The sequence below is a fragment of the Bradyrhizobium sp. WSM4874 genome (assembly GCF_055811835.1).
The window spans coordinates 15883-37697 of sequence record NZ_JBVVPR010000054.1; the positions used below are offsets into that span (position 1 = coordinate 15883).

Annotated in this window: 24 protein-coding genes; 10 read left to right on the plus strand and 14 right to left on the minus strand. The window is 65.2% G+C overall.

The annotated features are described in order from the left end of the window. Window positions 1-21: 21 nt before the first annotated feature. The 4 genes from hslU to hslV are packed head-to-tail and all read right to left on the minus strand — an operon-like array spanning window position 22 to window position 3039. A complete protein-coding gene (hslU, locus tag AC0L3P_RS34485; protein ID WP_354064975.1) occupies window positions 22-1326 on the minus strand; it encodes an ATP-dependent protease ATPase subunit HslU in 1305 nt (434 codons plus the stop codon). Window positions 1327-1378: 52 nt separating this feature from the next. Continuing rightward, window positions 1379-1996, minus strand: a complete 618-nt coding sequence (locus AC0L3P_RS34490) for a DUF2585 domain-containing protein (protein WP_473308704.1) — start codon at window positions 1994-1996, stop codon at window positions 1379-1381. Continuing rightward, window positions 1993-2475 carry a GNAT family N-acetyltransferase gene (locus AC0L3P_RS34495; RefSeq protein WP_473308705.1) on the minus strand — a complete coding sequence of 161 codons (483 nt, stop codon included), beginning with the start codon at window positions 2473-2475 and terminating at the stop codon, window positions 1993-1995. Before AC0L3P_RS34495 ends, AC0L3P_RS34490 begins: the two co-directional genes overlap by 4 nt. Window positions 2476-2478: 3 nt before the next feature. Beyond that, window positions 2479-3039, minus strand: a complete 561-nt coding sequence (gene hslV / locus AC0L3P_RS34500; RefSeq protein ID WP_354064981.1) for an ATP-dependent protease subunit HslV — start codon at window positions 3037-3039, stop codon at window positions 2479-2481. 191 nt (window positions 3040-3230) lie between these two features. On the opposite strand from hslV, the gene hisB reads away from it, so the two are divergent. From hisB to AC0L3P_RS34540, 8 genes are all read left to right on the plus strand, one after another. Then, entirely contained in the window at window positions 3231-3824 is a 594-nt protein-coding gene (hisB, locus tag AC0L3P_RS34505) for an imidazoleglycerol-phosphate dehydratase HisB (RefSeq protein ID WP_473308706.1), read from the plus strand. Between the two features lie 66 nt (window positions 3825-3890). Continuing rightward, a complete protein-coding gene (locus tag AC0L3P_RS34510) occupies window positions 3891-4421 on the plus strand; it encodes a DUF2628 domain-containing protein (RefSeq protein WP_275168967.1) in 531 nt (176 codons plus the stop codon). Further along, entirely contained in the window at window positions 4418-5068 is a 651-nt protein-coding gene (gene hisH / locus AC0L3P_RS34515; RefSeq protein WP_027514809.1) for an imidazole glycerol phosphate synthase subunit HisH, read from the plus strand. Before AC0L3P_RS34510 ends, hisH begins: the two co-directional genes overlap by 4 nt. Continuing rightward, window positions 5056-5802, plus strand: coding sequence for a 1-(5-phosphoribosyl)-5-[(5-phosphoribosylamino)methylideneamino]imidazole-4-carboxamide isomerase (gene hisA, locus AC0L3P_RS34520; RefSeq protein WP_473308707.1), 747 nt, complete (start codon window positions 5056-5058; stop codon window positions 5800-5802). Before hisH ends, hisA begins: the two co-directional genes overlap by 13 nt. A gap of 10 nt (window positions 5803-5812) precedes the next feature. After that, entirely contained in the window at window positions 5813-6589 is a 777-nt protein-coding gene (gene hisF, locus AC0L3P_RS34525) for an imidazole glycerol phosphate synthase subunit HisF (RefSeq protein WP_007604055.1), read from the plus strand. Window positions 6590-6689: 100 nt separating this feature from the next. Further along, a complete protein-coding gene (locus tag AC0L3P_RS34530; protein WP_007598445.1) occupies window positions 6690-7016 on the plus strand; it encodes a phosphoribosyl-ATP diphosphatase in 327 nt (108 codons plus the stop codon). A gap of 20 nt (window positions 7017-7036) precedes the next feature. Beyond that, window positions 7037-7993, plus strand: coding sequence for a type I pantothenate kinase (gene coaA, locus AC0L3P_RS34535; RefSeq protein WP_027514807.1), 957 nt, complete (start codon window positions 7037-7039; stop codon window positions 7991-7993). A 106-nt stretch (window positions 7994-8099) separates the two neighbouring features. After that, window positions 8100-8339, plus strand: coding sequence for a hypothetical protein (locus AC0L3P_RS34540; RefSeq protein ID WP_275168963.1), 240 nt, complete (start codon window positions 8100-8102; stop codon window positions 8337-8339). Between the two features lie 61 nt (window positions 8340-8400). Here the strand turns inward: AC0L3P_RS34540 and AC0L3P_RS34545 are convergent, their stop codons facing one another. The 5 genes from AC0L3P_RS34545 to AC0L3P_RS34565 form a co-directional block, all read right to left on the minus strand. Continuing rightward, a complete protein-coding gene (locus AC0L3P_RS34545; RefSeq protein ID WP_473308708.1) occupies window positions 8401-9459 on the minus strand; it encodes an AI-2E family transporter in 1059 nt (352 codons plus the stop codon). Window positions 9460-9513: 54 nt separating this feature from the next. After that, on the minus strand, window positions 9514-10143 hold the full coding sequence (locus AC0L3P_RS34550) for a histidine phosphatase family protein (RefSeq protein ID WP_473308720.1): 630 nt from the start codon (window positions 10141-10143) through the stop codon (window positions 9514-9516). 102 nt (window positions 10144-10245) lie between these two features. Further along, entirely contained in the window at window positions 10246-12471 is a 2226-nt protein-coding gene (locus AC0L3P_RS34555) for an ATP-binding protein (protein WP_473308709.1), read from the minus strand. Between the two features lie 140 nt (window positions 12472-12611). After that, window positions 12612-13079, minus strand: a complete 468-nt coding sequence (locus AC0L3P_RS34560; RefSeq protein WP_354064996.1) for a hypothetical protein — start codon at window positions 13077-13079, stop codon at window positions 12612-12614. 109 nt (window positions 13080-13188) lie between these two features. Further along, window positions 13189-14727, minus strand: a complete 1539-nt coding sequence (locus AC0L3P_RS34565; protein WP_473308710.1) for a YifB family Mg chelatase-like AAA ATPase — start codon at window positions 14725-14727, stop codon at window positions 13189-13191. Between the two features lie 228 nt (window positions 14728-14955). On the opposite strand from AC0L3P_RS34565, the gene AC0L3P_RS34570 reads away from it, so the two are divergent. Both AC0L3P_RS34570 and AC0L3P_RS34575 read left to right on the plus strand, forming a co-directional pair. Next, window positions 14956-15201 (plus strand): PilZ domain-containing protein, encoded by a 246-nt coding sequence (locus AC0L3P_RS34570; RefSeq protein WP_007598461.1) that lies wholly within the window; start codon window positions 14956-14958, stop codon window positions 15199-15201. A 79-nt stretch (window positions 15202-15280) separates the two neighbouring features. Continuing rightward, on the plus strand, window positions 15281-16066 hold the full coding sequence (locus tag AC0L3P_RS34575; protein WP_473308711.1) for a tetratricopeptide repeat protein: 786 nt from the start codon (window positions 15281-15283) through the stop codon (window positions 16064-16066). A gap of 30 nt (window positions 16067-16096) precedes the next feature. Here AC0L3P_RS34575 and AC0L3P_RS34580 read toward each other — a convergent pair whose 3' ends face one another. From AC0L3P_RS34580 to gshB, 5 genes are all read right to left on the minus strand, one after another. Then, window positions 16097-17386: a CpaE/TadZ family protein gene (locus tag AC0L3P_RS34580; protein ID WP_473308712.1), complete on the minus strand. Its 1290-nt coding sequence runs from the start codon at window positions 17384-17386 to the stop codon at window positions 16097-16099. Continuing rightward, window positions 17383-18117, minus strand: coding sequence for a CpaD family pilus assembly protein (locus AC0L3P_RS34585; protein WP_473308713.1), 735 nt, complete (start codon window positions 18115-18117; stop codon window positions 17383-17385). Before AC0L3P_RS34585 ends, AC0L3P_RS34580 begins: the two co-directional genes overlap by 4 nt. 57 nt (window positions 18118-18174) lie before the next feature. Next, a complete protein-coding gene (locus AC0L3P_RS34590; RefSeq protein ID WP_354064225.1) occupies window positions 18175-19692 on the minus strand; it encodes a type II and III secretion system protein family protein in 1518 nt (505 codons plus the stop codon). A gap of 10 nt (window positions 19693-19702) precedes the next feature. Next, on the minus strand, window positions 19703-20506 hold the full coding sequence (cpaB, locus tag AC0L3P_RS34595; RefSeq protein ID WP_354205573.1) for a Flp pilus assembly protein CpaB: 804 nt from the start codon (window positions 20504-20506) through the stop codon (window positions 19703-19705). 364 nt (window positions 20507-20870) lie between these two features. Further along, window positions 20871-21815, minus strand: a complete 945-nt coding sequence (gene gshB / locus AC0L3P_RS34600) for a glutathione synthase (protein WP_473308714.1) — start codon at window positions 21813-21815, stop codon at window positions 20871-20873.

The window sequence follows — 21815 nt, forward strand, 5'->3', positions numbered from 1 at the left end:
CCATAGCGCGGCCGCCCGGATTTACAAAATGAACCGGCTCAAATCCGCGTTCTTGGCGAGGTCGCCGACGTGCTTCTGCACGAAATCGGCATCGACCCTGACGGTCTCGCCGCTGCGGTCGGGGGCGGTGAAGGAGATCTCGTCCAGCACCCGCTCCATCACGGTCTGCAGCCGCCGCGCGCCGATGTTCTCGACGGTGGAATTGACGGCCACTGCGACGTCCGCCAGCGCGTCGATGGCGTTGTCGGTGATGTCGAGCGTGACGCCCTCGGTCTGCATCAGCGCGATATATTGCTTGATCAGCGAGGCCTCGGGCTCGGTCAGGATGCGACGCATGTCGTCGCGGGTCAGCGCCTGCAGCTCGACGCGGATCGGCAGGCGGCCCTGCAGTTCCGGCAACAAATCGGACGGCTTGGCGACGTGGAAGGCGCCGGAGGCAATGAACAGGATGTGGTCGGTCTTCACCGCGCCGTGCTTGGTCGAGACCGTGGTGCCCTCGATCAGCGGCAGCAGGTCGCGCTGCACGCCCTCGCGCGAGACGTCGCCGCCGGCGCGGCCTTCGCGGGCGCAGATCTTGTCGATCTCGTCCAGAAACACGATGCCGTTGTTCTCGACCGCGCTGATCGCCTCCAGCGTCAACTGATCGCTGTCGAGCAGCTTGTCGGATTCCTCGTTGACGAGGATCTCGTGCGAGCTCTCCACCGTCAGCCGCCGCGTCTTGCTGCGTCCGCCCAGCTTGCCGAAGATGTCGCCGATCGAGACCGCGCCCATCTGCGCGCCGGGCATGCCCGGGATCTCGAACATCGGAAAGCCGCTGCCGCCGCCTTGCGTCTCGATCTCGATTTCCTTGTCGTTGAGCTCGCCCGCGCGCAGCTTCTTGCGGAAGGAGTCCCGCGTCGCCGCGCTGGAATTGGCGCCGACCAGGGCGTCGAGGACGCGCTCCTCGGCGGCGAGCTGCGCGCGTGCCTGCACGTCCTTGCGCTTGCGCTCGCGGACCTGGGCGATCGCGACCTCGACGAGATCGCGCACGATCTGCTCGACGTCGCGGCCGACATAGCCGACCTCGGTGAATTTCGTTGCTTCCACCTTCAGGAACGGCGCGTTGGCCAGCTTGGCGAGCCGCCGCGCGATCTCGGTCTTGCCGACGCCGGTCGGGCCGATCATCAAAATGTTCTTCGGCAGCACCTCCTCGCGCAAGGAACCTTCGAGTTGCTGCCGCCGCCAGCGGTTGCGCAGCGCGATCGAGACGGCGCGCTTGGCATCGGCCTGGCCGACGATGAAACGGTCGAGTTCGGAAACAATTTCGCGGGGGGAGAAGTCTGTCATGGGACCTTAGCTAGGATCAGATGCGGGGCGGGACAAGCCGCTTTTTTTGCCGTCAGATGATCGGCGGACCCGATTGCCATTGTTTCACGGCTTCGATCGGATGGATCAGCATCAGGATATTGAGCGTCAGATTGTCGCGAATATGGAGCGCCAGCATGATTTCGAAGGCGAGCCCGAGCAGAACGGTCACTGATACAGGCAGCAGGCGCGCCGCGAGGAAGCCCAGCATCATGGACAGATTGTCAGAGACCGAATTGACGATGCTGTCGCCGAAATAATCCAGCGAGATCGTGTCGGCGCGGTAGCGTTCGATGATGAAAGGCGAGTTCTCGACGATCTCCCAGGCGCCTTCGATCAGCATTGCGATGATCAGGCGCGCGGGCCAGGATAGAGACACGAATGGCAGCCGCGCGAACAGCAGCCAAGTCAAGCCATAGAACAGGAAGCCGTGCAGGATGTGCGAGAAGGTGTACCAGTCGGCGATGTGCTGCGAATTTTCCGAGCTGTTCACCACGCCATGCCACAGCTTGACGTAGCCGCAGGTGCAGATCGGCACCCGACCCATCGCGAGCAGGATCGAGGCCTGCATCGCCAGCAGCAGCAGCGCGATGCCGACCCAGGCGAGCGGCGGAAACGCGGCCCTGCTCTCATGCGTGGTTGCCAGCGTCATGGCGCGCGCACCATCAGCAGCGCCGGCCCGTCGGGCGTCTCGATGCGGTCGCGGACAAAGCCGGCCTTCTCATAGGCACGCACGGCGCGCGCGTTGAGCGGATCAGGATCAGTGACGATGCGCGGCAGGCCCTGCCGCAACTGCGCGTCGGCGAATTGGCGGATGAATGCCGAACCGTGCCCGCGCCCGATCATGTCGCTTTCGCCGATGAATTGATCGATGCCACGCGTGCCCTCCGGTTGCGGCCCAAGACCCGTATTCCAGGCGGTCAGGCGGTAGCATTGAAGATAGCCGAACGGCTTGTCGCCGGCCAACACGATGAACTGGTCCATGTCCGGCTCATCAAGATCGCCGCTCACGAGCGCGAACTGCTCGTCCGGATCGCCCCACCAGTCCCGCACATGTGCCTCGCCCAGCCATCGCCGGATCAGCGGCAGGTCGTCCGCGGTCATCGGGCGGAAGGTGTAGGCGAGGGCCAAGTCCTACCCGGCCGACAGCGCTTCGACGGTTACATTGCGGTTGGTGTAGACGCAGATGTCGGCGGCGATGTCGAGGGAGCGGCGGACGATGGTCTCGGCGTCCTTGTCGGTGTCGAGCAGGGCGCGGGCGGCTGCCAGCGCGTAATTCCCGCCGGAGCCGATCGCCATCACGCCGGCTTCGGGCTCCAGCACGTCGCCGGTGCCTGTCAGCACTAGGGAGACGTCCTTATCGGCCACGATCATCATGGCCTCCAGCCGCCGCAAATAACGGTCGGTGCGCCAGTCCTTGGCGAGCTCGACCGCGGCCCGGGTCAATTGCCCCGGATATTGCTCGAGTTTGGCTTCCAAACGCTCAAACAGCGTGAAGGCGTCGGCCGTTGCGCCGGCAAAGCCGCCGATGACGTCGCCCTTGCCGAGTTTCCGGACCTTCCGGGCGTTGTGCTTGATCACGGTCTGGCCGATCGAGACCTGGCCGTCGCCGCCGACCACCACCGTGCCGCCCTTGCGGACCGTCAAAATCGTGGTGCCGTGCCAGACCGGCGAGCTGTTCTGGGAAGCCTGCATAAGTGACCCTCGTTGTCCGGGCTGATTTAGGCGGTCCGGAGCGGAGGCACAACGGGCCGCTCCGGGACCAATTTCGCTCACCATAGGCAGAAGTAGAGGCCCGGCCAGCCGTTCCCGCAGTAGCGAAGGCGTCATTTGGCTGTTAAAAGACCGGCGTTTTCGGCCCCGAACGAGGATGAAAGCTAGTTTTGATGCGCACCGCGACGATCAAGCGCAAGACCAAGGAAACCGACATCGAGGTCACCGTGAACCTCGATGGCTCCGGCGTGTCCAATATCGCGACCGGCATCGGCTTTTTCGACCATATGCTCGATCTCCTCGCCCGCCATTCCCGCATCGACCTCACGGTCAAGGCGGTCGGCGATCTGCACATTGATCATCACCATACCACCGAAGACACCGGCATCGCGCTCGGCCAGGCGATCAAGCAGGCGCTCGGCAACATGGCGGGCATCACCCGCTATGCCGGCGTGCACATGCCCATGGACGAGACGCTGTCGCGCGTGGTCATCGACATCTCGGGCCGCCCGGTCCTGGTGTTCAAGGTCGACTTCCCCCGCGACAAGATCGGCGAGTTCGACACCGAGCTGGTGCGGGAGTGGTTCCAGGCCTTCGCCATGAATGCCGGCGTGACTCTTCACGTCGAGACCCTATATGGCGATAACAGCCACCATATCGCCGAGTCCTGCTTCAAGGGTCTGGCGCGGGCGCTGCGGACGGCCGTTGCGATCGACCCGAAGACGGTGGGCGAAATCCCCTCCACCAAGGGCTCGCTCGGCGGCTGACGTCTTTCGGCCGGCGGCGCACGCCGCTTGCGGTATCACTGAATTCCTAGGGAACGGGGCATCGCCATGTCCGTCTACACAGTTCATGCTCCCTCACCTGCCGGAGCCGATCTGCGCGCGACCGACAAGTTCGTCTTCGTGCGCGACGGCTTCCATTTCTGGGCGATGATCTTCGGACCGTTCTGGCTGCTGTGGAATCGGCTGTGGCTGGCGCTGATCGGCTGGCTGATCTTCGTTGCCGCCTTCAATGTCGGGCTGTCCAGCCTCGGCGTCGGCCGATCGTCGATCTTCTTCGCCGACGTCATCGTCGCGCTCCTGATGGGATTCGAGGCCTCCAGCCTGCGCCGCTGGACGCTGTCGCGCGGTAAATGGCGGCAGCTCGACGTGGTCATTTCCGACGATGAGGATACCGCCGAGCACCGCTTCTTCGAGCGCTGGAGCCAGAAGCAGCGCGGCATCGTCAACGATCAATGGGCCGTCGATCGCGGCGGCCCACCGCCGACCCGCAACGTGCCGGGTCAGCAATTCTCCAATCCGCCGCCGATGCCGGCGGGTGGCATCATTGGTTTGTTTCCAGAACCGGGAGGGTCAAGATGAGCGTCGCCATCATCGATTACGGTTCCGGCAATCTGCATTCGGCTGCCAAGGCGTTCGAGCGCGCCGCGCGCAGCATGGACAACCCGCAAAAGGTGTTCGTCACCAGCGATCCGGACCAGGCCTACAGCGCCGACCGCCTGGTGCTGCCGGGCGTCGGTGCGTTCGCCGATTGCCGGCGCGGGCTCGATGCCGTCAACGGCATGGTCGAGGCGATCACCGAAGCGGTGCGCGTCAAGGCGCGGCCGATGTTCGGCATCTGTGTCGGCATGCAGTTGTTCGCCACCCGCGGCAAGGAGCATGTCATCACGCAAGGCCTGAACTGGATCGGCGGCGACGTCGAGAAGATCACGCCGCGCGACGAGAGCCTGAAGATCCCGCACATGGGCTGGAACACGCTCGATGTGCTGCGCGAGCATCCGGTGCTGGACAAGCTGCCGCTCGGCCCCAAGGGCCAGCACGCTTATTTCGTGCACTCCTACCACCTCAATGCCGCCAACGAGGCGGACGTGCTCGCGCGCGCCGATTACGGCGGGCCTGTCACCGCGATCGTCGGCAAGGATACCGCCATCGGTACACAGTTTCACCCCGAGAAGAGCCAGCGCTTTGGTTTGGCCCTGATCTCGAATTTTTTGCGATGGAAACCGTGATCCTCTTTCCCGCGATCGACCTCAAGAACGGCCAATGCGTGCGCCTCGAACAGGGCGACATGGCGCGCGCGACCGTGTTCAACCTCAATCCCGCCGCGCAGGCGGCGAGCTTCGTCGCGCAGGGCTTTGAGTATCTCCACGTCGTCGATCTCGACGGCGCGTTTGCCGGCAAGCCGGTGAATGCGCAGGCCGTCGAGGCGATGCTGAAGACGATCACGATTCCGGTGCAGCTCGGCGGCGGCATTCGCGATCTCGCGACTGTCGAAGCCTGGCTCGGCAAGGGCATCACCCGTGTCATCATCGGTACCGCCGCGGTCCGCGACCCCGAATTGGTGAAGGCTGCCGCCAAGAAATTCCCCGGCCGCGTCGCGGTCGGGCTCGATGCACGTGACGGCAAGGTCGCGGTCGAAGGCTGGGCCGAGACCTCGCAGGTGACGGTGCTGGAGATCGCACGGCGTTTCGAGGATGCCGGCGTCGCGGCCATCATCTTCACCGACATCGCGCGCGACGGCCTGCTCAAGGGCCTGAATCTCGATGCGACCATTGCGCTGGCGGATGCGATCTCGATCCCGGTGATCGCCTCCGGCGGCCTCGCCTCGATCGAGGACGTCAAGGCGATGCTGACGCCGCGCGCCAAGAAGCTCGCCGGCGCGATCGCCGGCCGCGCGCTCTATGACGGCCGGCTCAATCCCGCTTCCGCCCTAACCTTGATCCGCAACGCGCGCGCCTCCTAGGAGACATCCAATGTTCAAGGTGCGCGTGATCCCCTGCCTCGACGTCAAGGACGGCCGAGTCGTCAAGGGCGTCAACTTCGTCGATTTGCGCGATGCCGGTGACCCCGTTGAAGCGGCGATCGCTTATGATGCCGCCGGCGCCGACGAGCTCACCTTCCTCGACATCACCGCGACCCATGAGAATCGCGGCATCATGCTGGACGTAGTCCGGCGCACCGCTGAAGCCTGTTTCATGCCCGTGACCGTGGGCGGCGGCGTGCGTGAGGTCAACGACATCAAGACCCTCCTGCGCGCGGGCGCCGACAAGGTCTCGATCAACAGCGCCGCGGTGTCTCGGCGTGAGTTCGTCAAGGAAGCCGCCGAGAAATTCGGCGGGCAGTGCGTGGTGGTCGCGATCGACGCCAAGCGGGTCAAGCGCGCCGGTGGCGGAGAGCGCTGGGAGATCTTCACCCATGGCGGCCGCAACTCGACCGGCATCGACGCCATCGAATATGCCCAGGAGGTGGTCTCGCTCGGCGCCGGTGAAATCCTGCTCACCTCGATGGACCGTGACGGCACGCGGCAGGGTTTTGACATCCCGCTGACCCGGGCGATCGCCGACAGCATTCCCGTTCCCGTGATCGCCTCGGGCGGCGTCGGTAATCTCGACCACCTCGTCGACGGTATTCGCGACGGCCACGCCACCGCCGTGCTGGCTGCCTCGATCTTCCACTTCGGGGAATTCACCATCCGCGAAGCCAAGGAGCACATGTCCCGGCGCGGGCTGCCCATGCGCCTCGATGCCTGACGACTCCCGTCCATAAAAATGCTACATGATCGGCGGGGAGCGACTTATCCCGCCGGATAGACGGCCAATACCGGCCAAGGCGCGTTTTCCGAGTATTTGTATGCCGCGTTTCACGATCCACGATCTGGCCGAGACCATCGACGCCCGCGCGGCAGCGGGTGGCGAGGCGTCCTATACCCGCAAGCTCCTCGACAAGGGCGCCGAACATTGCGCCAAGAAGTTCGGTGAGGAGGCAGTCGAAACCGTAATCGCAGCAGTCGAAAACGATCGCGCGCATCTGATCGCCGAAGGTGCCGACCTGCTCTACCATTTCCTTGTGTTGCTCAAGGCCCGCGGCGTAAAGCTGGAAGAGGTCGAGGCCGCATTGGACAAGCGGACCAATATGTCAGGGTTGGAAGAAAAGGCGTCGCGCAAGGGCGGCAGCTAGCCGAGGTGGAGAATCGCGTCATGGATATCCGCGCACCCGAGCAGCAGTATAATCCGTACCGCGTCTATACGCGCGAGGAGTGGTCGCGACTCCGCGACGACACGCCGATGACGCTGGAGCCGGGCGAGTTCGACCGGCTGCGCTCGCTGCACGACCGCCTCGACTTGCAGGAAGTCGAGGACATTTACCTGCCGCTGTCGCGCCTGCTGTCGATCTATGTCGATGCGATGCAGCGGCTTTATTACGCGGAGCGCCAGTTCCTCAACATCCGCGACCGCAAGATGCCCTACATCATCGGCGTCGCCGGTTCGGTCGCGGTTGGAAAATCCACCACGGCCCGCGTGCTTCAGGCGCTGCTGGCGCGCTGGTCGCCGCGCCCCAAAGTCGAGCTGATCACCACCGACGGATTTCTGTACCCCAACGCCGTGCTGGAGCGGCAGGGCATCATGCAGAAGAAGGGTTTTCCGGAGAGCTACGACCTGCCGTTGCTGCTCAGCTTCCTCTCCGACATCAAGGCCGGCCGCCGCCATGTGCGCGCGCCGGTCTATTCGCATTTGACCTACGACATCGTGCCGAACCAGTGGGCCGAGATCGACCAGCCCGACATCCTGATCGTCGAGGGCGTCAACGTGCTGCAGACCGGCAAGCTGCCGCGTGACGGCAAGGCCGTGCCCGTGGTGTCCGACTTCTTCGATTTCTCGGTCTATATCGACGCCGACGAGGCCGCGCTACGGCAGTGGTACATCCGGCGCTTCCTGTCGCTGCGCGACACCGCGTTCACGAATCCGAAATCCTACTTCAACCGCTACGCGCTGTTGTCGGACGAGGAGGCCACCGCCACCGCGATCGCGATCTGGGAACGCACCAACCTTGCCAATCTCGAGGACAATATCCTGCCGACCCGCCCCCGCGCGACCCTGATCCTGAAGAAGGGCGCCGACCACACGGTGTCGAGCGTGGCGCTGAGGCGGCTGTAACCGCCTTGATGAACGCGGCTCTTTGTTAAATTTCGGGCTGAGTATCTTTTGTTGCAGACCGGCGAGGGGTAGTTGGTTATGGCTTTCGGAAACGCACACGGGCCCCATGGTTGATCGTCTCAGAAGCGCTGCCGAGCATCTCGAAGCACCGATATGCCCGGACTGCCATATCGAGATGAAGTGGTTCCGTTCCGAGCTGCTGGCGGACGAGCCGACCCCGATCATCGCGCATCTCTTCGTGTGTCCGCATTGCAAGCGCGCGGTCCAGGCAGACACCAAATTCAAGGGCACGGCAGTGCCGCCGGCCAAGCTGTCCGCGCCGCGCTTTGCTGCTCACGCCGCCTAGCATTCGGCGTCGGCCGAATTCGGCGCTCGGCTGACCGCCGGGTCGTCGCTCGACATGACCGTCATTTCCGGGTCTCCTGTCGCGCTTTCGAGCCGATGAAGATGTGCCACGTCGTGAGAAACATCGCCGCGACGAGTGGGCCGATGACGAACCCGTTCGCTCCGAAAGCCGCAAGGCCGCCCAAGGTGGCGAGCAGCACGACATAGCTCGGCATTTGGATCGACTGGCCGACCAGGATCGGGCGGAGAAAATTGTCCGCAAGACCGATCACGAAGGTTCCGAATGCGAGCAGGATGATCCCTTTCGTGACTGAGCCTGCCACAAGCAGATAGAGCGCGACCGGAACCCAAACCAGGGCGGAGCCGAGCACGGGCAGGAGCGAGAGCAGCGCCATGAGGGCGCCCGCGAGCAGCGGCGCCGTCAAGCCGAGCAGCCAGAAAATCAGCCCGCCAAGCGCTCCCTGAATCAGGGCAACGAGAACGATCCCCTTGATCATCCCGCGAACCGCGAGGGTGAACGCATTCAGAATCTCGGTGGTGTGGCTCGGCCGCAGCGGGAGCGCGTCACGGATCCGTGCGTTGAGCTCGTCACCATCGCGGAGCAGGAAGAACAGCAGGTACAACATCACGAGCAAGCTTGCGACGAACTCCAGCGTCAACTGACCGATGTTGATGGCGTGCCCCGCCAGCTGTTGGCCGGCAGGGACGACCAGACTCGACAGACGTTCCTTCAGGGCCGAAAAGTCGATGCCGGCCAAGCGATCCGCCAGGGAAGCGGCCCAACCGGGCAGCGCGGATTTCAGCTGCTGCAGGGGATGAGCGAAACTGATCTCCCCAGTCTGCGCGCGCTGATACAGCTCCCCACCCTGATCGATGAGCGAGGCGATGACGACCGCCACGGGGATGAGGACCATGACGATCACGACGACGACAGTGAACGATGCGACCAAGTTGCGCCTTCCCGGAAGGGTTTCCAGGGCGCGTCGATAGAGTGGTGCGAAGATGATCGCTAGAAGCGTGGCCCACAACAGCGCGCCGGAGAACGGCCAAAGCACCCACCCGAACGCAAGGGAGACCGCGGCAAGCAAGATGAGGAATGAGCGGTCTTCCGATGTTCTCACTGGTTCGCCAGCCCTTCTGTTGCCAAAGCATGATCCGGACTGATGTCCGGGCCGTCACTTGTCTGCTTTCGCAGTCCAGTCGGCAAGCTTGATGCGTCCTGCAAGGGTTGCGGGACCCGAGCTGCCGGCCTTGTAGACGAAAGCTTCGCCTTCCTGCACGTCCCCGGCATCCTTGCCGAAGGCATCGGCGATGTTGGTCTTGTGGGTGACCAGGAAGGTATTGGTGCCGGCCTTTGGCGGCGCGTCGACGAGCTGCCGCACGGCCTGGCCCGCCTTTGCATTTGCACCCGTCGGATTTGCCATGCCCGACTCATTCGCGTTGCTGCTGTCCGTCAACGCATCGATCGGCTTGACCTCGCGGCCGGAGATCAGTCTCCCCGCCTCGATCGCGCGGTTCAGCCGGCTGGTGTAGATGTCGCCGATCGGGATCGCGAGTTCCTTGATGGCCGCCCCGATCTGGCGCGCCATGTCGCGACCCTTCTCACTGAGCTGACGCTGGGCGCTCATGTCGTCGAATTTGAAAGGGTAAAGATCCTTTTGGCTGTCGTCGGTGGCGGTGTGGCGAAACACCAGCACGTAGCCGCCTTGCTTGAGCGAGGCGATCAGTTCCGGGCTGGCGGCCGCGGTGGCGTGAGTGGAACCACAGAGAAGGATCACGAAAGCGAGGCAGCACAGCACGTTCATGCGAAATCCTCTGTTCAAAATGCCCCAGAGGATGGTGACGCGCGACGCGGTCGATTTCAATTGTCGATTGCCGGCCGGGATTGAGTTCCTACGGAATCCCGGTCAAACCGCCAGCTGCCGCGCCGCCGCCAGTCCGGCCAGCGCCTCTTCCAGCTTCTCGCGATCGAGCGGCTTGATCAGAAACCCGTTCATGCCCGCTTCAAAGCAGGCATAGCGATCTTCCACCAGCGTATTGGCGGTGAGCGCGAGGATCGGCGTGTGGTGGCTGCCTGTGGCGGCCTCATGCGCACGGATTCGTTTCGTCGTTTCGATGCCGTCGAGCTGCGGCATCTGGATGTCCATCAGCACGAGATCATAGGGCGTGCCGGCCGATGCCGCGCCGAGCCAGGATTCCAGCGCGGCCTCGCCATGGACGGCGATGACAACGCGGTGGCCGAGTTTCGTCAGCAGCGAGCGCATCAACAGCGCGTTGATCTCATTGTCCTCGGCGACGAGAATCGACAGACCTTTCGCCGGTACCGCGCCGATGGATGGGGTCGATGGCTCCGGCGCGAGATCGGGCGAGGCGACCTCGGGTGGCAGCGTCAAGCGTGCGGCGAGTGAGGCCGCGCGCAGCGGCTTCACCAGGAAGCCGGTGAAGGCCGGCGAGAGCTTCTCGTGGCGCGAGCCCGACGTCAGCAGCACGAGGCGTTGCGTCGCGTGCATGCGTGCGGCTTCTCCGAGACGGTCGGCGATGGCAGCGCCAAGCGCGCGATCGATCAGCACCGAATGCCATGAGCGCTCGGGCAGCAGCGCTTCCGCCACCGTCGCGTCCGTCACCATGCAGGTCTGGCCGCCCCAGCGCTCCAGCCGCCGCGCGATCAGGGAGGCCTCGATGCCGTCGGCGATCAGCAGGATCGACTTGCCCGCGAGATCGGGACTCGGGAACGCCGTCTGTTCCGCGCCGACGGCGGATGACGCCAGCGGGACCGCGACCTCGAAGGTCGCGCCCTCGCCCGGTTCGCTCGTGAGCGTGATGCGGCCGCCCATGCGCTTGACGATGCGCTCGCTGATGGCGAGACCGAGGCCGGTGCCGCCATGAGTGCGGGCAACGCGTTCGTCGGCCTGCTCGAACTCGCGGAAGATGCGCTGTTGCGCTTCCGGCGCAATGCCGATGCCGGTGTCGCGCACCAGAAAACTGATCTCGTTCGGCCAGATGCCGGGCTCGACGATCAGCGCAACGCCGCCGCTCGCAGTGAACTTGATGGCGTTGCCGGCGAGGTTGAGCAGCACCTGGCGCAGCCGCGCGGCATCGCCGACCACTTCGAGCGGCAGCCGCTCGTCGACATAGGCGGCGATCTCGAGCTGCTTTGCCTGCGCGCGCGGCGCGAGCAGCTCGGTGATGTCCTCGATCAGGGTCGAGAGCGCGAAGGGTCGCTGCTCGAGATCGAGCTTGCCGGCTTCGATTTTGGAATAGTCGAGCAACTCCTCGATCAGCGCCATCAGCGCTTCGCCGGAGGTCTTCACGGCCTTGGCGTAGGTCGACTGCTCCGGCGTCAGCGTGGTGTCGAGCAGCAGCCCGCCCATGCCGATGATGCCGTTGAGCGGCGTGCGGATCTCGTGCGACGCCATCGCCAGGAAGCGCGATTTGGCGCGGTTGGCGGCGTCAGCCTGGTCGCGGGCGTCGGACAGCGCACGCTCGGTCTCGGTGCGGTCGGTGACGTCGCGTCCGACGCTCTGCAATTCGGCGGGTTGGCCGGCGTCGAGGCGGACATAGCCTTCGCGCCAGGCGATCCAGCTCGCACCGAGCTGGGTTGCGATCTTCTGGTCGTGAATGCGCGTGCCGTTGCTCTCGCGAGCGCTGTCGCCCTGCTCCAGTACATCGAAGTCAAAGCGCGTGCCGACCAGCGCGCCGCGCGCCTGTCCGGCAAGCGCGCAATAGGCGTCGTTGGCGAAGGTGATGCGGCCGCTTGTGTCGCGCAGCACGATCAGATCGCCCTGCTGTTCGAACAGGCTGCGGGCGCGCTCCTCGGCCTCCTTCAGCTCCCAATTGCGGTCGATCAGCGTTTCGTTGTGGGCGGCCAGCGCACGCATGCGCTTGTTGACGAAGCGCAGGCGCATGCTGAGCGTGGCGAGGCCGAGGCAGGCGAGCGCGAACAGGAAGCTGACGCCGATCGCAAACGCATTGGGATCGTAGCCGGACGTCTCGGACCGGCTGCCCGAGACAAACCCATAGGCGCCGCCGAAGGTCGCCGAGAAGATCATGAAGGAGCGGATCGCGAAGGCGCTTCTGGGGTACTGTCGCCTGAAGCGGCGCATGCGCACCTTGATCCGGAACGTCCGATCCATCGCCACCGACCCGACTCTTTTCTTAAAACGCTGTGCTCGCTGTAAACGACGATGTGCCGCCGAGCTTGCGAACAGTTTGATGCCCTGCGACCGCCTCCAAACAGGGTTGACGATGCGTTAACGGCGCCAAGCGAGGGGGCTCAAAGCGAAGCGGCCTGGAGATGGCGGTGGCCGCCGCGGGCGCCGACGATGAGCGCCGCCGCCTCGCGCTGCGAGAACGTCTTCGAGCGGACATAGATGCGGTAATCCGCCGGCCCCTCGGTGGAGAGATAGACCACCTGACCGCCGTCGACGGGTTGTGCGGCAATCGAGATCAGGCGAGTCGAGGGGTTGGCCTGGCAGGATTCCGATTCCGAACCGGGCCCGTCGTCGACGACGGCGAAGTCGGCAGCGTCCGCGTCCTCGGTGATCTGAACCCGCACCGTGGCGCGCGCGGGATCATCGGTGAAGGCGACATGCATGCCGGCGGTCCAGAACAGCGACGTCAGCTCGACCGAGGTGTCGCCGAGGACGATGCAGGGATGCGAGACCGATCCGATCTCACTGCGCGCGAACACCGCGGCCGCCAACAGGGGAACAACCGAGGCCAGGATCTTGAAACGCAACATGACACGCTACTCGCCGGGCCCTGGGGAAACTCATGGCGGGAACTGATGGGCCTTATGGTTTGCAGAGCGTAAAGGAAACTCGTTACCGCCGGGTTGATGCGCTGGATGATCACGCCAACTGGCGCACATCCTCTGCGAGTGCGCGGTAGGACAGCGCCTCGGCGAGATGCAGCCGGCCGATCCTGTCGGCGCCGTCGAGATCGGCAAGCGTGCGCGCCACCCGCAGCACGCGGTGATAGCCGCGCGCCGACAGCCGCATGGTCTCGGCGGCGTCGCGCAGCAGCTTCTGGCCTTGCGCATCCGGCTTGGCGATCTCCTCCAGCACCGAGGCCGGGGCTTCGGCATTGGTGCGGACCTTCGGCAGGCCGGCATTAGCGTAGCGCGCGAGCTGGATGTCGCGCGCGGCGGCCACGCGCGCGGCGACTTCGGCAGAGCCCTCCGCCGGCGGCGGCAGGATCAAATCGGCCGCGGTCACGGCGGGAACCTCGATGCGCAAATCGATGCGGTCCATCAGCGGCCCCGAGATGCGGGCCTGGTAATCGCCGGTGCAGCGATCGATGCGGCCGCGCTTGCAGGCATAGCCGGGCTCGAACGCATTGCCACAGCGGCACGGATTCATCGCCGCGATCAGCATGAAGCGTGCGGGATAGGTGACGCGGTGATTGGCGCGGGACACCGAGACTTCGCCGTTCTCCAGCGGCTGGCGCAGCGAATCCAGCACGCGCGGATCGAATTCGGGGAGCTCGTCGAGGAACAGCACACCCTGATGCGCGAGCGAGATCTCGCCGGGCCGCGCGCGCATGCCGCCGCCGGTAAGCGCGGCCATGCTGGCGGAATGATGCGGGGAGCGAAACGGCCGCCGCGCCGTCAGCGCGCCGCCCTCGATCTCGCCGGCAACAGAGGCGATCATCGAGACCTCGAGCAACTCGCCCGGTGACAGCGGCGGCAGGATCGAGGGCAGGCGTGCCGCCAGCATCGATTTGCCGGCGCCGGGCGCGCCGATCATGAGCAGGTGATGGCCGCCGGCGGCCGCGATCTCCAGCGCCCGCTTGGCGCTCTCCTGTCCCTTGATGTCGCGCAGGTCGAGCGGCGAGGCTGCGGCTTCGTGCACCTTCGGCACGGGCCGCGACAGCACCTGCGTTCCCTTGAAATGGTTGGCGATCTGGATCAGTGAACTTGCGGCGATGATCTGGATGTCCGGGCTCGCCCACGCCGCTTCCGAGCCGCAAGCCGCCGGACAGATCAGCCCCTCCTCGCGCACGTTGGCGCCGATCGCGGCGGGAAGAACGCCGGCCACGGGCGCAATCGATCCGTCGAGGCCAAGCTCGCCCAGAACGGTGAAGCCGGTCAGCGCATCCGGTGGAATCGCGCCGATCGCCCCCATCAGCCCGAGCGCGATCGGCAGGTCATAATGGCTGCCCTCCTTGGGCAGATCGGCGGGCGCGAGATTGACGGTGATCCGCCGCGCCGGCAGCGCCAGCCCCGAGGCGATCAGCGCCGAGCGGACCCGCTCGCGCGCTTCCGACACCGCCTTGTCCGGGAGCCCTACGATCGCGAAAGCCGGCAGACCCGGCGCGACCTGCACCTGCACGTCGACCGCGCGGGCCTCGATCCCCTCAAAGGCGACGGTAGAAACCCGCTGAACCATGCCCGAACCAGCCTGCCCTTTTGCACAATTAGGGGTAGCAGAGCGGGCCACTTCTGGCAAGAACAATACGGGAACGTGTCGAGGGGGGCCGCAAGACCCTAACCCATCGTAAACACGACGAAGACACTACGCCTCGAATGCAAACTGCTCCGCTCAGCACATTCCAACGAATGTCCGCTACTCCTAGGGCTGCGGGATGGGCCGTGGTCTAACGGGTGAACAATTCAAATGCTTGCAAATCGCCGGAGAAGCGAACGACGGATGTGCACGCGGCTCGCCAAGATTCATTTTGGCGCGGGTTCGCTGCCGCGGGACTGCACGATCACGGATATTTCGGATGGCGGCGTGAAAGTCGTCGCGGAATTTCTGGAAGTGCCGCCGCAATTCACCATCATCTTCGCGCCCGACTATTCCCGCCAGTGCCGCCTGCGCTGGCGCATCGGCTGCGAGTTCGGCGCTGAATTCACCGACTGAGCTACGGAAGCGCCCCGCCTTAACGGGACTTTAGCGTTAATCGGTAAGCATCTCTGATCAGTCGCCGAGTGATCAGAGTATGTCCAAGCGTTTGTCTGTCGCCTCTCCTCCGGCGAGATATCTGTTTTCCGCGCTTCTGATCCTGGCCCTCGGCGGCTGTCAGACTACCGGCATCGAGGACATCACCGGCGCGCTCGGCGGAAAGTCGGACACGGCCGGCAGGGCCGACGCCAAGCCGGAAGCAAAGCCGGACATGGATGCGCTGCGCGAGCGCTATCGCGCCAAGCCTGGCGATCCCAACGTCGCGCTCGAATACGGCAAGGCGTTGCGCCAGACTGGCCAGCGCGCGCAGGCGCTCGCGGTGCTGGAGCAGGCCGTGCTCGCCCATTCCACCAACAAGGCGCTGCTCGCGGGCTATGGCCGCGCGCTCGCCGACAGCGGCAGTTTCCAGCAGGCGTTCGACGTCCTCGGTCGGGCGCATTCGCCCGAGGATCCCGACTGGCATATCCTGTCGGCGCAGGGCGCCGCGCTCGATCAGCTCGGTCGCAACGAGGAGGCCCAGCAATACTACGCCGCCGCGCTGAAGATCGTGCCGGAGGAGCCGTCGGTGCTGTCCAATCTCGGGCTGTCCTACATGCTGCAGAACAATCTGCCGCGAGCAGAGGAAACGATGCGCCGGGCGCACGAGCGCAATCCCGCTGATTCCCGCGTGCGCGCCAATCTCGCGCTCGTGCTGGGACTGCAAGGAAAGCAGGCCGAGGCCGAAACCATGGTGAAGGCGGACCTGCCGCCGGATCAGGCGGCGGCAAAGGTCACGGCGCTGCGGCAGTTGCTGGTGAAGAAGCAGCAGCGGGCCGAGAAGTAACCCGCCCGCGCGCGTGTCAGGACGCCTTGGTCAGGACGCTTTGCGATGCGGGGCTGACGCGCGTCCCGACCTGCCCTTCAGCCTCTTCAGCAGCAGCCCGAGCAGCGAACGCTTCGGCTTCTTCACTTCGCCGCGCCCGGCGAGGCGGTTCGCCATGTTCTGGAACAGCTCGGTGGTGCGGTGGCTCTTGGAGACCTCCGCGATCATCTGGCCGTTGTTGGCCGCGGTCGAGAACAGCTTCGAATCGAACGGGATCACCGCGATTGGCTGGCTCTCCATGGTCTTGGCGAATGCCTTGACCTCGATCTCCGCCCGCTTGGGCATGCCGACCTGGTTGATGCAGTAGAGCGGTGGCCGGTCGTTCGGCCGCGCCGCCTTCAACACGCTCAGCATGTTCCTGGTGTTGCGCAGGTTCGCAAGATCGGGCTCGGCCACGATCACGATGTCGTCCGCGTTGACCAGCGCACGCCGCGTCCAGCCCGACCATTGGTGGGGAACGTCGAGCACGATGCAGGGCGTGGTCATGCGCAGTGTGTCGAATACCGCGTCGAAGGCCTCCGCGCCGAAATCGTAAACGCGGTCAAGGGTGGCGGGCGCAGCAAGGAGGCTGAGACGCTCGGTGCATTTGGAGAGCAGGCGCTCCATCAGGGCCGTGTCCGGCCGATCCTGCGACAGCACCGCATTGGCGATGCCCTGCACCGGGTCCTGGTTGTAGTCGAGACCCGCGGTGCCGAAGGCGAGGTCGAGATCGATCACGACGGAATCGAGCGCGAGGTCGCGGGCGATAGTCCAGGCCACATTGTGCGCGACGGTGGAGGCGCCGACACCGCCCTTGGCGCCGACCACCGCGATGACGCGGCCAGTGATGATGGTTTCGGATGCCGAGAACAGGCTGCAGATCGAGCGGACGACGTCGAGCGTTTCGACCGGTCCCACCACATAGTCGTTGACGCCGCGGCGGACCAACTCGCGATAGGGCGCGGTGTCGCTGGGATTGCCGATCACGACCACACGGGTGCCGGGATCGCAAACGCCGGCGAGATCGTCGAGGCCCTCGAGGATGTCGCGCGTGCCGTCGGATTCGATCACGATGACGTTCGGCGTCGGCATCGTTTCATAGACTTCGATGGCCGCAGCGAGGCCACCGTCCTTGGCGGTGAGATGCGCCTTGGCGAGACGGCGATCCTGCCCGGCCGCGGTCACCGCGGCGAGCGTCTGCTCGGTCTCGCAAAAGGCCTGCACGGAGATGCGAGGAACCGGCGCAATATGTTCCTCGGGGTGCTGCGGATCGTCCGCTTCTTCGTCGTGGACGCGTGTCATCTGCCTGTGTCGCTGAGTTTGGCCTTGTCGGCGTCTGGATTCATGGTCGCGATCGGCGTCCCCTTGCGATAGCGCTCGAAGGCCATGTCACGCCGTGCGTTATAGGCCGGCGTCTCGGACCGCGGCTGCTCGAGGTCGGCCGGATTGTCGATCATTGCCGCGAGGTTGCGCTGGTTGGCACAGCCGAGATTGAAATAGGGCCGGTTCTCGTTGTAGCCGGGGTCGAGGATGGAGGGGCCGATATCTTCCGGCCACAGTCCGCAGGGGCCGGCGACCGCGGCGATCCGGGAATAGCTCAGGCGGATGGTGGGCAGCAGTCCGGGATCCTCGGGCCGATAGGGATGCTGGACGATGGCACGCGCGGGTACGCCGCCGGATGCGAGCACGGAACGGATCTCGTGATAGGTCGCTGCCGCCGCGCGCGAATTCGCGGCGTGGACGGGGACGTCGACGACGACCGAGCCGGTGCCTTCGCGCACCCAGTCCCGGGCAATGCCGGCGACGTCCGCGTGCTGCGCGGCCGAGAGGCCGCCGCGAGCCTTGCCGACGAAGATCACGATCGACTTCTTGGCTTCCTCGACCGCGATCGGGTGACGCTGGCGATAGTCGGTCGGCACTGTCTGGGTGACGATCTCGCCGGTGGTGTTGCAGGCGCCCAGCACGACGGAGAGCCCCGTCAGCGTCAGCGCGACGCTCAACTTGCGACGTCGATCGGCCATGGTTTTCGTCATCGCTTCATCCCCTCGTGCCCCGTCTCTTGTCCCGTTCCCCAAGCCGTCCGTTCGTCATCAGTCGATGATGAAGCCGAAATCGCCCGGCGTGCCCGCGATCGGATCGACGCGGCGAGCGATGCCATAGAGGCGGTTCATGCGGCCGAGCAGCGCTGTCTGTGCGTCAGACGCCGGCGCGAAGCCGTCGTCGGGCCGGGACAGTTCCTTCTGAGCCACCGCGCGCACCACATAGGGGGTCACGATCACCATCAGCTCGGTCTCGTTGTTGACGAAGTCCTGGCTGCGGAACAGCGCGCCGATGATCGGCACCTGGTCGACGCCGGGCAGGCCGTTGATCGCCTGTTTGGTCTGCTGCTGGATCAGGCCGGCCATCGCCATCGAACCGCCCGAGGGAATTTCCAGCGTTGTTTCGGCGCGGCGGGTCTGGATCGAGGGGATGGTGATCGAGTTGGTCGAGGTCGAGGACAGCGCCTGGGTAACCGTGATGGCGCTCTGGTTCGACAGCTCGGACACCTCGGTCATCACCCGCAGGCTGATCCGGCCCTCGCTCAGCACGACCGGGGTAAAGTTCAGGGAGATGCCGAACTTCTTGTAGGTGATCTGGGTGGTGCAAACGTGGGTGACGGGATCGCAGGCGTAGCCCGACGGAATGGGGAATTCGCCGCCGGCGATGAAGGTGGCGGATTCGCCGGAGATCGCGGTCAGGCTCGGCTCGGCGAGCGTGCGCATGACACCGGCACTTTCCATCGCGCGCATCGTGGCGCTGACGGTCGCGAACCCCTTGGTGAGGCCGGCGACACCTAATCCGTTGTTGCTGACGATCGGTCCGCCGCTGACCGAGAACGGGTTGGAATTGTTGAAGTTCACCACCGCGGTGCCGGCGTTCAGGCTGGCGCTGAGATCGACGCCCAACTGCTTGACGATATCGCGGCGCACTTCGCCGACCACGACCTTGAGCATCACCTGGTCGCGGCCGCGCACGACGATGTTGTTGACCACCTTGTCGGAGCCGCCGACCAGTTTCGCGGCGACGTCGCCGGCCTGCTGGGCCTCGACCGGGCTCGACACCGAGCCGGTCAGCATCACGCTGTCGCCGACGCCTTCGATCTGCACGCCCGGCAGCGCCTGACGCAGTGCCGTGCGCATGCCGTTGAGATCGCGCTTCACCGCGATGTCGTAGGCGGCCACCTGCTGGCCGTCGGCGGCGAAGAACACGACGTTGGTCTGGCCGACCTGTCCGCCGATGATATAGGCGCGTTGGGCCGAGCGGATCACGGCATTGGCGATCTTGGGATCGGCGACCAGCACGTCCTTGACGTCGCGCGGCAGATCGATGACGGCGGACTTGCCGACGCCGAGCGACAGGAAGCGCGTCTTCGCCGGCACGATCGTCCCGACCGGCGACAGATCGAGATCCGTTGCCTGCATCGGTGCCTGGTCGCCGACCGGTGCATCTGCGGCGCTGGCGACATCGGGGGCTGCGAGGAGCCCCAGGATCAGCATCGTCCCCGTCCAGAACGAGCGTGCGCGATTCCCCCGAATGCGCATGCTCGTCCGATCATCCCCAAAGTTCATCATATCCCCATCACTTCTGTGACGTCAGTTGCCGCGCCTGTACGCCGTAGCGGATCACGTTGACTCCGCCGGACCGCTTGCTCGCCTGGTCCTCGGGCGCGCTGTCGATCGAGTTGGCATCGACGATGCTGCGCAGCGCGAGTGTCAGCGTGCCGCCCTGGCGCGCTGCCGATAGCGTGGCGACCTGGTCGGGTTTGAGCTCTAGCGTGACGGTCCTGCCGACGACGGCGTTCTGGCCGTCTTTTTCCTTCGGCGCCTGGTCGATCGCGAGCACGCGAATATTGGTCAGGATCGCTTCGGACAGGATGAGGTCGTTACCGCCGGCCCCGTCAGGATTCTTCAGGCGGCGGGTCAGCATGATGTCGACGCGGTCATTCGGCAGGATGAAGCCGCCGGCGGCAGTCTCGGCTGAAATCTCGGTGGAGACGGCGCGCATGCCCGACGGCAGGATCGCGGCCATGAAGCCGGAGCCGTCGGCCTTGACCAGCTTCTGCTCGCGGATCGGCTCGCCCTGCATCAACGGCACGCGTGCGATCGAGCCTGCGATCTGGGTCTGCGCCTCGGGCCTGTTGTCGCGGCGGATGAAGGCGCTGCTCGCGGTCGCCGCCGGCCAGACCTGCCATTGCAGGTCCTCGGGCTTCACGGCTTGGCCGAGCTGGATGTCGTTCTTGGCGACCAGGACCTCGACCGTCGGCAGCTTCTCGGCGACGGGGAGAACGGGCGCGGGCTTGTTGTCATAGCCGCTCGCCAGATACGCAGCGACGCCGCCGGCGCCCAGTGCGATGACGAGAACGACAATGCGTGCGGTGTTCATACGCTTCTACTCTTACGCGGGGCACTCGAACCGCACCTGGCGGGTTCCCCGTGTCGATGAGTAGGCAGTAAAAGTATAAGCGGTGTTGCGAGGCCGAACGTGATCGACGGCCGCGCTGTGGTCTTTCGGCAGATGGTGAACGTCGCGTTAGCCGGTCGGCCACTGGCCCCGTAGTTTCACGCAGTGCTGCCGCTGCGTTCGAATGATGCGCGCCGCGTCATGGTGAATGGGTCGTTAGTGATGGGTGAGGTGATGCCGCGCATGCATTACGTAGCCCGGATGGAGCGAAGCGCAATCCGGGGCCGCTGAAGATGGTGTGGCATCCCGGATTTCGCTGCGCTCCATCCGGGCTACGGGCCAATGCCTACTTCGTCCGCTTCCGCTCGATCACGTCCCAGAGCTTTGCGGCAACGTCCGGTCCGCCGAGCCGCGCGATGGCGCGGATGCCGGTCGGCGAGGTTACGTTGATCTCGGTCAGATTGCCGTTGATGACGTCGATGCCGACGAACAACAGCCCGCGCTCGCGCAACGCCGGACCGACGGTGGCGCAGATCTCGCGCTCGCGCGGCGTGAGCTCGGTCTCCTGCGCGGCGCCGCCGCGCACCATGTTGGAGCGGAGGTCGTCGGCGGCCGGGACGCGATTCACCGCGCCGGCGAACTCGCCGTTGATCAGGATGATGCGCTTGTCGCCGTGCTTCACCTCGGGAATGAACTGCTGGATCACCCAGGCTTCCTTGAACGTCACCGAGAACATGTCGAACAGCGAGCCGAAATTCATGTCCTGCGGCATCACGCGGAACACCGCCGCGCCGCCATGGCCGTGCAAGGGCTTCATCACGACGGCGCCATGCTTGTCGCGGAAAGCGTTGATCTCGTCGAGGTCGCGCGAGATCAGCGTCGGCGGCATCAGCTGCGGAAAGTTCATCACGAACAGCTTTTCCGGCGCGTTGCGCACGGAGGCGGGATCGTTGACGACGAGTGTCGTCGGATGGATGCGTTCGAGAAGGTGCGTCGAGGTGATATAGGCGAGATCGAACGGCGGATCCTGGCGCAGCAGCACCACGTCGAAGCCGTTGAGCGCCTCGCGCCTGGGTTCGCCCAAGGTGAAATGATTGCCGGGCTCGTCGCGCACGGTGAGCAGCTGAACGGGAGCGACGATCTCCTCGCCGACCATCGAGAGCTTGTCGGGCGTGTAATAGGACAGGCCGTGGCCGCGCTTCTGCGCCTCCAGGAGCAGCGCAAAGGTGGAATCGCCCTTGATGTTGATGCGGGCGATGGGGTCCATCTGGACGGCGACGTTCAGTTTCAT

What these genes read in the sequence shown, in the direction of transcription:
- hslU (WP_354064975.1), bottom strand. Translation starts at nt 1,326, where the DNA reads ATGACAGACTTCTCCCCCCGCGAAATTGTTTCCGAACTCGACCGTTTC.
- AC0L3P_RS34490 (WP_473308704.1), bottom strand. Translation starts at nt 1,996, where the DNA reads ATGACGCTGGCAACCACGCATGAGAGCAGGGCCGCGTTTCCGCCGCTC.
- hslV (WP_354064981.1), bottom strand. Translation starts at nt 3,039, where the DNA reads ATGCAGGCTTCCCAGAACAGCTCGCCGGTCTGGCACGGCACCACGATT.
- hisB (WP_473308706.1), top strand. Translation starts at nt 3,231, where the DNA reads ATGCGCACCGCGACGATCAAGCGCAAGACCAAGGAAACCGACATCGAG.
- AC0L3P_RS34510 (WP_275168967.1), top strand. Translation starts at nt 3,891, where the DNA reads ATGTCCGTCTACACAGTTCATGCTCCCTCACCTGCCGGAGCCGATCTG.
- hisH (WP_027514809.1), top strand. Translation starts at nt 4,418, where the DNA reads ATGAGCGTCGCCATCATCGATTACGGTTCCGGCAATCTGCATTCGGCT.
- hisA (WP_473308707.1), top strand. Translation starts at nt 5,056, where the DNA reads ATGGAAACCGTGATCCTCTTTCCCGCGATCGACCTCAAGAACGGCCAA.
- hisF (WP_007604055.1), top strand. Translation starts at nt 5,813, where the DNA reads ATGTTCAAGGTGCGCGTGATCCCCTGCCTCGACGTCAAGGACGGCCGA.
- AC0L3P_RS34530 (WP_007598445.1), top strand. Translation starts at nt 6,690, where the DNA reads ATGCCGCGTTTCACGATCCACGATCTGGCCGAGACCATCGACGCCCGC.
- coaA (WP_027514807.1), top strand. Translation starts at nt 7,037, where the DNA reads ATGGATATCCGCGCACCCGAGCAGCAGTATAATCCGTACCGCGTCTAT.
- AC0L3P_RS34540 (WP_275168963.1), top strand. Translation starts at nt 8,100, where the DNA reads ATGGTTGATCGTCTCAGAAGCGCTGCCGAGCATCTCGAAGCACCGATA.
- AC0L3P_RS34550 (WP_473308720.1), bottom strand. Translation starts at nt 10,143, where the DNA reads ATGAACGTGCTGTGCTGCCTCGCTTTCGTGATCCTTCTCTGTGGTTCC.
- AC0L3P_RS34555 (WP_473308709.1), bottom strand. Translation starts at nt 12,471, where the DNA reads ATGGATCGGACGTTCCGGATCAAGGTGCGCATGCGCCGCTTCAGGCGA.
- AC0L3P_RS34560 (WP_354064996.1), bottom strand. Translation starts at nt 13,079, where the DNA reads ATGTTGCGTTTCAAGATCCTGGCCTCGGTTGTTCCCCTGTTGGCGGCC.
- AC0L3P_RS34565 (WP_473308710.1), bottom strand. Translation starts at nt 14,727, where the DNA reads ATGGTTCAGCGGGTTTCTACCGTCGCCTTTGAGGGGATCGAGGCCCGC.
- AC0L3P_RS34570 (WP_007598461.1), top strand. Translation starts at nt 14,956, where the DNA reads ATGCTTGCAAATCGCCGGAGAAGCGAACGACGGATGTGCACGCGGCTC.
- AC0L3P_RS34575 (WP_473308711.1), top strand. Translation starts at nt 15,281, where the DNA reads ATGTCCAAGCGTTTGTCTGTCGCCTCTCCTCCGGCGAGATATCTGTTT.
- AC0L3P_RS34580 (WP_473308712.1), bottom strand. Translation starts at nt 17,386, where the DNA reads ATGACACGCGTCCACGACGAAGAAGCGGACGATCCGCAGCACCCCGAG.
- AC0L3P_RS34585 (WP_473308713.1), bottom strand. Translation starts at nt 18,117, where the DNA reads ATGACGAAAACCATGGCCGATCGACGTCGCAAGTTGAGCGTCGCGCTG.
- AC0L3P_RS34590 (WP_354064225.1), bottom strand. Translation starts at nt 19,692, where the DNA reads ATGAACTTTGGGGATGATCGGACGAGCATGCGCATTCGGGGGAATCGC.
- cpaB (WP_354205573.1), bottom strand. Translation starts at nt 20,506, where the DNA reads ATGAACACCGCACGCATTGTCGTTCTCGTCATCGCACTGGGCGCCGGC.
- gshB (WP_473308714.1), bottom strand. Translation starts at nt 21,815, where the DNA reads ATGAAACTGAACGTCGCCGTCCAGATGGACCCCATCGCCCGCATCAAC.